5 protein-coding genes and 1 pseudogene are annotated in these 8,619 nt (G+C 62.6%); 3 read left to right on the top strand and 3 right to left on the bottom strand.

All coding sequences use genetic code 11. The features are described from left to right. From RDM88_RS10060 to RDM88_RS10050, 3 genes and pseudogenes are all read right to left on the bottom strand, one after another. Nucleotides 1-368 (bottom strand): annotated as a pseudogene (locus RDM88_RS10060) (hypothetical protein); the annotation flags it as partial. A 79-nt stretch (nt 369-447) separates the two neighbouring features. Beyond that, a complete protein-coding gene (locus tag RDM88_RS10055; protein ID WP_308754713.1) occupies nt 448-1,470 on the bottom strand; it encodes a LacI family DNA-binding transcriptional regulator in 1,023 nt (340 codons plus the stop codon). Between the two features lie 371 nt (nt 1,471-1,841). After that, nucleotides 1,842-3,812 (bottom strand): LacI family DNA-binding transcriptional regulator, encoded by a 1,971-nt coding sequence (locus tag RDM88_RS10050; RefSeq protein ID WP_308754712.1) that lies wholly within the window; start codon nt 3,810-3,812, stop codon nt 1,842-1,844. Between the two features lie 358 nt (nt 3,813-4,170). Between RDM88_RS10050 and RDM88_RS10045 the strand changes: the two genes are divergently transcribed. The 3 genes from RDM88_RS10045 (at nt 4,171) to RDM88_RS10035 (ending at nt 8,376) form a co-directional block, all read left to right on the top strand. Continuing rightward, on the top strand, nt 4,171-5,406 hold the full coding sequence (locus tag RDM88_RS10045; RefSeq protein ID WP_308754711.1) for an amidohydrolase family protein: 1,236 nt from the start codon (nt 4,171-4,173) through the stop codon (nt 5,404-5,406). 122 nt (nt 5,407-5,528) lie between these two features. Next, nucleotides 5,529-6,926, top strand: coding sequence for a solute carrier family 23 protein (locus RDM88_RS10040; protein ID WP_308754709.1), 1,398 nt, complete (start codon nt 5,529-5,531; stop codon nt 6,924-6,926). Nucleotides 6,927-7,056: 130 nt separating this feature from the next. Beyond that, nucleotides 7,057-8,376 carry a replication-associated recombination protein A gene (locus RDM88_RS10035; RefSeq protein ID WP_308754708.1) on the top strand — a complete coding sequence of 440 codons (1,320 nt, stop codon included), beginning with the start codon at nt 7,057-7,059 and terminating at the stop codon, nt 8,374-8,376. The last annotated feature ends 243 nt before the right edge of the window (nt 8,377-8,619 follow it).

The raw sequence follows: 8,619 nt of genomic DNA, 5'->3' as shown, positions 1-8,619 counted from the left end.
ACGACGTCGTAGCCCTCTTCACTGACGGCCTGCATCTGCTCCTTGTACTCGGCGATCTCGACGCACTCGATGATCTTGCAGTCGATACCGATCTCGTCCTTGAGGCGCTGGATGCCCTCGAGGGTGTTGAGGTCGGCGGGGCTGGTCATCTTGCGCATCGTAAGGACCGCGACCTTGTAGTCGGCGGCCGTCTTGCCGTTGTCGCCCGCCGGGGCGGCGTCGGGCGCGGCGGCTTCCTCCCCGCCGCCGGCGCTCTGGGCCGGAGCGGCCGGCTCTTCCGCGGCCTTGCCGCAGCCCGCCAGGCAGGAAAGCGCGAGGGTGAGCGCCAGGGCTGTGATCAGGATTCGTTTCCAAAGGGTCTTTTTCATTTTTTTCTCTCCTTTTCTCAGTGGTCCTGCTTGTCTGAGTATATGGCCAGGCGGACAAAACGCCCGCCCAGGGTCCCGTTTACAGTTTCCCCGCGCCGTGGGAGTCGCGCAGGACGAGCTCGGCGTCGAGTCGGATCTTCTCGTTGAAGGCGGGGTCCCCGAGCTTCCTGTGGAGCAGCTGCGCGCCGAGCCACCCCATCTTGTAGGGCTGCTGGCGGACGGTCGTGAGCGGCGGCGAGGTGATCGTCATCCACTCGTAGTCCTCAAAGGCGATGATTCCGACGTCGTTCGGGATGCGAAGCTGCTGGCTCTGGAGGAATTCGAGCGCGCCGACCGTCTGCACGTCGTTGGAGATATAGATTGCGTCGGCGCCGTTTTTAACGAGCTTCTGCGCGCCGAGATAGCCGGCCTGGACGGTATGCTTGCCCGAGGTGACGACAAGCGCGTCGTCGAGCGGCAGCCCGCAGCTCTCAAGTCCCTCGCGGTAGCCGCTGAACCGGTCGTAGCCGGTGAAGAAGCTCGTGCTGCCGCCGATATAGCCGATCCGCCGCTTGCCGCCGCGGAAGAAGAGTTCGACCGCCTCCCGGGAGACCTTCGTGCTGTCGCTGTAGACGCAGGAGCAGTCGAGCTCCGTGACCGACCGGTCGAGCAGCACGAAGGGGAGGCTGCTCTCAATGATCTTCATCAGGTGGGCGTATTTTTTCTTGTTGGGCACGACGAGCACGCCGTCCATCCACTGCTTTTTGAGCACCTGGAGGTCGCGCATGTCCTGCTCGTCGTCCTCGTCGTTCTCCGAGTAGGTGGCCACGATCATGCTGTAGCCGATCGACTGGAAATAGTCCTTCGCGCCGCTGAGCACGTCCATGAAAAAGATGTTCGTGCTCATCCCCTGCTCAACGCGCGGGATAAGCATGGCGATCGTGTTGGAACGCTGGGTGCGGAGCATACGGGCGGCGTAGTTGGGCTTGTAGCCCGTCTCCTCGATCGCCTTCATGACCAGATCGGTGCTCGCCTGCGACACCTTGCGGGTTCCGTTGATCACGTGCGACACCGTCGCTACCGAAAGGCCGGTGAGGTCGGCTATTTCACGAATGCTGCCCATATTCTGTGTCAACTCCTTCTCGGACTTTTGCGGTTTTGACGATGTTAAACGATTACACGTAAACGTTTAACATTGCCCTTATTATAGTTTTCAGGTTTCCCATTGTCAATATGGCATTGATTTTTCTCTCTTTCGCCGATTTTTATCGTCTCTTTTCATCAATTCCGACAAACACATTTTCGCCGCAAAAAAGGTGAAACGGCGTCCATTTTGGACGCCGTTTCACCGGTTTTTTCCCGATTCGGCGCAGTTTTGCCGCAGATCGGAAAAGCCCCCCGGCAACGCCGCGGGCGCCTTGCTGACAGATCCCGCGGCTTTTTCGCAGCCGCAAAAAAACCATGCCCCCGGCGTCGGCCGGGGGCATGGTTTTTCTATTTTTTTGTGGGCGGGCGGCGGCGCGCCGTGCGCACCCATGATGTTTCGAGGTTGCCCGCCGTGATCAGCACCGGCTCCACGACGATATAGGAGGGCAGATGCTTTCCGAGCAGGCTGCTCGCCGCCGCGAGCCCCAGATACCGGCCCATCTCGTACGCCTGCGACGAGATAATGCCGATGATATTCTGGTTCATGAGGAAGAGGCGCGCGATCTCGTCGTTGATCTGGGTGGTGACGAGCAGGATATCCTCACGACCGATCGACTGCAGGTATTTCTGCGCCGTGAGGGTCGCGTCCGCGCTGAAGATATAGAGTCCCTCCGTCTCCGGGTGGGCCTCCAGGGCGTCCCGCACCACCGACAGCGCGTTCTGTTCCCGGATGAAATCCTTGCGGAAGACGATGTCCAGCTGGGGGAAGTCCTCCGTCACCGTGCCGATCGCCGACATGTCCCGCTGGCGCGCAATGAAGTTGACATCCGCGTTGCAGACGAAGCCGATCTTGCGCTTTCCCCGCCTGATCATTTCGGAGGCGAGCAGCCTTCCGGCCAGCCGTCCCTTCTCCGTCTCGTTGGTCGCCACGCAGGTGGCGTAGGCGTATTCCGGCAGGTCGGGCGGCACGTCCACGCCGAGGATCAGCTTGGAACGCCCGGCCGACAGGGCGAGAAGCCGGTCGCGCAGGGCCGTCTGGTCGTTGGAAAAGCTGATGATCGCATCGGGGGCGAGCCGCGCGAGCTCCTGGAGCTGCATGTCCCGCATGTTCACGCTCCCCTTCGCCTCCGCGACCTCGAGCAGCGTCATGTCGAGGCTGGCCAGTGACTCCCGCACCCCCTGCAGCACGAGCTCCGAAAACATCGTACCCGCGCCGTCGAGCGCGATGCAGGCGGTAAACCGGCGGGAGCGGATGCGTCCGAGCTCGTCCTCCGAAAGCTCGAGCAGCTCGGGGCGCGACGCGGGCCCGCCCGACGGCGCGCGGGCAAGCGACCGGGTGCTGCCGCCCGGCAGGAAGGAGGGGAACAGCAGCGTGCGGCTCTCGTCCATCCGCTCCCCGAGCAGCGCCCCGACGACCGCGTCGGCCAGCTGGGTCGCGCCGAGGTCCACCCGCGTCAGGTCGGGACGGCTCTCCTCCATCGCGTAGAGCCCGCCCATCGCCACGAGCGAGATGTCGCGCGGGTAATCCAGCCCGCGCCTGCGCAGGCTCGCGGCCGCGTGCACCGTCGCCCACGTCCCGGCGGCCACCGCCGTCAGGCCCGGATGGCGCGCAAAATGCGCGTCCACCGCCGCCTGGGCGGATTCCTTCCCCTCCTCCACGTTCCGGGCAATGTTCAAAAAATGGGAGGGCCAGTACTCCAGCCCGCGGTCGGCAAAGAGGGCCTGCGCGCCCGCGCGGATCTCCTCGGTAATATCAGTGTTGTGGATGCTCGTGAGGATGCTGATCTCCCGGTGCCCTCGGCTGATCAGGTGGGAGAGCGCCATCCGCACCGCCTGCCGGTAATCGAAGGAGACGGCGCAGGAATTGCCCGCCGGGGGCGGCGCGCTGCTGAGGAAAACGGTCGGCACCTCGTAGGGCGGAGCCTCCCGCCTGGCCGGCGGGACCCGGACCGAGGTGTGCACGACGCAGAAGCTCAGCCGGTAAAACCGCTGGAGCGCGCGGAGCTCCCCGTCCGGGAGGGTTTCCGGCGCGGCGATGAGCACCAGCCGGATTTTATGCTCCGCCAGCCGCTCTTCCATCAGGCCGAAGAAATCCGCGCAGGCGCACATCCCCGTGCCGTGGGCGAAGAACCCGGCCAGCCGGATTCCGCGCAGGCCGTAGCGGTCGTATTCCCGCAGCGGGCGGTAGCCGAGCTTTTCAATCGCCGCGCGCACCCGCGCCGCGGTCTCCGGTTCCACGCGCCGGGTCCCGTTGAGCACATGCGAAACCGTCGCCGCGGACACGCCGCTTTCCCGCGCGACCTCGCGGATCGTTACCATACTGCCGCCTCCTTCGTGAATAGTTCACAAATCATACTTTTAGCATAATCTCTCACACGCGCATTGTCAATTTGGGAGTTGTGCCGAAACGCCCCCCGTCGGAAAATTCGCCGTTTTGACCGCATGCGTCCGTCGAACTTTTACAAATTCACCACGCTTTCGGTAGAATTTCGCGTTTTTGTTTTGTTGTTTACGTAAACTATCGGGCGTATTTATTAAAAATCTGCTGAGTTTTACAAATTTTAAGTGCAATTTTCACATAAATTTATTTGACAGCACTCCCCCATCTTGTTATGATGAAACCGTAAAGCGGCCTCGTGACCGCTGAATAATCAATTTTTTTGAGGAGGAACTCAATATGCTGCTCATCCGCAATGCGAACATTGTGGGACGCGGAATGTCCGACATCCTGATCGGAGACGACGGAAAGTATCTCGAGATCAAGCCGGAAATCCGCGCGGAAGGAATCGAAAACTGTGAAGTGATCGACGCCCGCGGGATGCTTGCGGCTCCCACGTTCGTCAACACGCACATGCATTTCGACAAGGCTTACACGGCGCTGCAGGGCCGCGAGAGCACCGTCGAAACGTTGGAGGACTCCATTCATATCATGCACGACTTCAAGCGGCATTACACCGTTGAGGAAGTCAAGGCCCGCGCCGAGCGCGCGATCCGCGAGTGCGTCATGTTCGGTACCACCAAGCTGCGCACCAACGTCGACATCGACAACATGGCGAACCTCGTCGGCCTCGAGGGCGTCCTCGCCGCGAAGGAAGCGACCAAGGACATCTGCGACCTCCAGGTCATCGCCTTCCCGCAGGAGGGCATCTACGCCAACGAGGGCACCGAGAAGCTCATGTGGGAAGCCATGGAGATGGGCTGCGACATCGCCGGCGGCATGCCCGCGGCCGAGTGGCTCCCCGAGCTCGCCCGCAAACACGTCGACCTCGTCTTTGAAATCGCCGAGAAGTACAACGTCCCCATCGACATGCACATCGACCAGTCGAAGGACATGTTCGACCGTTCCCTGGAATACACCGCCTGGCTCACCCTCCAGAAGGGCTGGGGTCCCCGCGTTACCGGCGGTCACTGCACCTCGATCACCTACCAGAACCAGTCCCACGCGATCAAGGTTATGAAGCTCATCAAAGAGGCCGGGATGAATATCTGCACCAACACCCAGGTGCTTGCGATCATGGGCATCGACGCCGAGCCCCGCACCCGCGGCGTCACCAGAATCCGTGAGATGGTAGAGATGGGAATCAACGTCGCCACCGCGCAGGACACCATCTGCGACGGCTTCCACCTCTATGGTACCGGCGATCCGCTCGACTACGGTCTGGTGGGCGCTTACACCGCGCAGTACAACACCCCCGGCACCGCGAAGACCATTTTCGACATGCTGACCACCAACTCGATGCGCATCTTCGACCCCAACGCCAAGTACGGGATCGAGGTCGGCAACGACGCGGACCTCAACATTCTCGACGCGGACAATGTCCAGGAGGCGCTTCGCACCCGCGCGTCTCGCCCCTACATCCTGCGCCGCGGAAAGGTCATCGCATCCTTTGAGCGCAAGGCGACGCTGCTCTGAGACTCCGGAAAAAGTTTGACAAAGGAATCCGCTTCGTCTATCATTGACAGCAGAGGCAAGGGCGCCGCGGAAAAGTGATTTCGCGGCGCCTTTCCCCCAATATCAGGAAAGAAGGTCGGCTTATGTACAATCCGGAACAACCCATTTTTGAGACACAGCCCGACAGCACCGTCAAGGTAACCATCGGCGTGGAGGAAAACCCCAAGAGCTGGTGGGAGACCCTCTTCTATGCCTGGCAAATCACCCTCGTCGACTTTACCCCCTTTATCTGGGCCGGTATGTTCGTTTCTCTCGCGGGTCTGCCCGACACCGTCGTGCCGGTCATGATCAAGACCTGCTTCCTTGCGATGGGCGTCGGCACCCTGATCCAGACCACCATCGGCAACCGTCTGCCGATCGTCCAGGGTCCGTCCTCTTCCGTTCTGACCGCCATGGGCGGCGTCACCGCCACCTACGGCTTCCCCGCGATGTGGGGCGCGGTCCTCGTCGGCGGCGCGCTCGAGGCCGTCATCGGCGTCTCCCGCGTGCTCGGCAGGCTGCGTAAATTCATCCCGCCCGTCGTCACCGGTTCGGTCGTCGCGACCATCGGTTTCGTCGCGTGCAAGATCGCCGCGGGCTGGATCTTCGCCTCCCACGAGCCGATTTTCCTCATCCTCGCCGCGGTCGCCTTCCTCTTCGCCCTCGTCCTCAAGTTCCGGGGCAAGGGACTGCTCTCCCAGGGCTTCGTCCTCATCTCGGTCGTCGTCATCGGCGTCATCATCTCGTCGATCGTCGGCATCTTCGACTGGGGCAAGGTTTTCGCGGAGGATTGGTTCGCGCTGCCGACCATCTTCCCCTTCCGCAACTTTGAGGGGATTCCCAGCGCGACCGGTTCCCCCGTCGTCTTTACCTTCGCCGCCATCCTGGCCGGCTTCACCGGCTACATCGGCTCGATGTTCGAGTCGATCGGCGACTACGCCGCGACCTGCGCCGTCTGCGACCAGGTCTACCGCGTCAAGCACATCAACAAGGGCATTATGGCGGAAGGTCTCGGTTGCATGTGCAGCGGCCTGCTCGGCGCGCTGCCTGTCACCAGCTACACCCAGAACATCGGCATCCTCGCCGCCACCGGCGTGGCTTCCCGCCGCGTGACCCGCATCGCCGCCTGCATGTTCCTGATCTACGGCCTGTCGCCCAAGCTCGCCATGCTGCTCGCCTGCATCCCGCGCCCGATCGTCGGCGCCGTCTTCCTCATCTCCGCGAGCATGATCATGTTCTCCGGCATCGACGTCGTTATCTCTGAAACCCGCGACGTCCGCAGCAACCTCATCGCCGGCACCACGATCGGCCTGGGCGTCATGATGCCCGTCTTCTTCTCCACCACCGGCGTGGAGTGGGCGAACTCCTTCCATCCGTTCCTGAAGATGTTCGTCAACAACAACGTCTTCATCGCGGTGGTCTCGGGCGTTCTGCTCAACATCATCCTGAATATGCTCCTCAAAGAGCGCAAGGCCGCCGAGGCTCCCGTTCAGGACGCTTAATTGCGAACACTTCTCACTCTACCTTCTCACACAGACAGCGAAAAGCCCCGCCCAAAAAGGCGGGGCTTTTCGTATCCCTCTTTTCAAAGCCGCGCGAAAGGGCTATACTTAGGGCAAAGGCGGTGATCACATGCGTCAGCAGTCCCTCTTTGAAAGCCGGGAGCCCGAGGCCCCCCTGGCCAGCCGTCTGCGCCCCGAAACCCTCGAGGAATTCGCGGGGCAGCAGCATCTGCTCGGCGAGGGCAAGGTCCTGCGCCAGCTCATCGAGAGCGACCGGGTCTCCTCGATGATCTTCTGGGGGCCGCCCGGCGTGGGCAAAACCACCCTCGCGCGGATCATCGCGCACAGGACCCGGGCGGAATTCATCGATTTTTCCGCCGTGACCAGCGGCATCCGGGAGATCAAGGAGGTCATGGCGCGCGCCGAAACCGGGCGGCGGATGGGCGACCGGACGATCCTTTTCGTCGACGAGATCCACCGCTTCAACAAAGCCCAGCAGGACGCGTTCCTGCCCTTTGTCGAGCGCGGGAGCATCGTGCTCATCGGGGCCACCACCGAGAACCCCTCCTTTGAGGTCAATTCGGCGCTGCTTTCCCGCTGCAAGGTCTTTGTCCTTCAGGCGCTTTCGGAGGAGGAGCTTTTCTCCCTCCTGCGCCGCGCCCTCTCCGACCCGCGCGGCTTCGGCGGGCAGGAGGTCGACTTCCCCGACGAGCTGCTGCGGATGGTCGCGTCCTTCGCCAACGGGGATGCGCGGGTCGCGCTGAGCACCCTCGAAATGGCCGTGCTCAACGGTGAACGGCGGGACGGAAAGGTCATAGTGTCGGACGGAACGATCGAGCAGTGCATCAGCAGGAAGTCCCTGCTCTACGACAAAAACGGCGAGGAGCACTACAACATCATCTCCGCGCTGCACAAATCGATGCGCAACAGCGATCCCGACGCCGCCGTCTACTGGCTTTCGCGGATGCTCGAGGCGGGCGAGGACCCGCTCTATGTCGCGCGGCGGCTCATCCGCTTCGCGTCCGAGGACGTCGGCATGGCGGACAGCCGCGCCCTCGAGATCGCCGTCGCCGCCTACCAGGCCAGCCATTTCATCGGCATGCCGGAATGCAGCGTCAACCTCACCCACGCGGCCGTTTACCTCTCCCTCGCGCCCAAATCCAACGCCCTCTATCTGGCGTATGAGAGCGCCAAGAAGGACGCGCAGAAGATGCTCGCCGAGCCGGTGCCCCTCCAGATCCGCAACGCGCCCACCCGCCTCATGAAGGAGCTCCACTACGGCGAGGGCTACCAGTACGCGCACGACAGCGAGGACAAGCTCACCAACATGCAGTGCCTGCCCGATTCCCTCGCCGGGCGCAGCTACTACCGGCCGACCGCGCAGGGTTCCGAGGCCCGCGTCCGGGAACGCATGGCCCAGATCGCCGCGTGGCGCAGGGAAAACGCCTGACAAGATCCACAAAAAAGCGGCCGCCGGATGGCGGCCGCTTTTTGAGTTCCGTACGAACAAAAGCTCCCCTGTATGCCCCACCCGGCAGGTGCCCCGCGCCTTCCGTTCCCGCTCGTTGGGAGCGTCCGCAACCTGAGTTGAGCCCTCAGCTTGTGTACCCGTGGGGTGTGGCGGCAGTTCGCGGGTCATGGCAAGGTACTCCCGGGGGTTTCTCAAGGGGACTGGCGGAAGTCCCCTTGAGCG

Origin of the sequence: uncultured Anaerotruncus sp. (assembly GCF_902490045.1) — a bacterium.
In the GTDB taxonomy this organism is placed as follows: Bacteria; Bacillota; Clostridia; order Oscillospirales; family Ruminococcaceae; genus Anaerotruncus.
The sequence above is the reverse complement of the archived record's forward strand: the minus strand, read 5'-3'. Positions and strand labels throughout refer to the sequence as shown.

Bases quoted from the DNA above. Each gene is read 5' to 3' on its own strand.
- RDM88_RS10040 (WP_308754709.1), top strand. From the start codon at position 5,529: ATGTACAATCCGGAACAACCCATTTTTGAGACACAGCCCGACAGCACC.
- RDM88_RS10035 (WP_308754708.1), top strand. From the start codon at position 7,057: ATGCGTCAGCAGTCCCTCTTTGAAAGCCGGGAGCCCGAGGCCCCCCTG.
- RDM88_RS10045 (WP_308754711.1), top strand. From the start codon at position 4,171: ATGCTGCTCATCCGCAATGCGAACATTGTGGGACGCGGAATGTCCGAC.
- RDM88_RS10050 (WP_308754712.1), bottom strand. From the start codon at position 3,812: ATGGTAACGATCCGCGAGGTCGCGCGGGAAAGCGGCGTGTCCGCGGCG.
- RDM88_RS10055 (WP_308754713.1), bottom strand. From the start codon at position 1,470: ATGGGCAGCATTCGTGAAATAGCCGACCTCACCGGCCTTTCGGTAGCG.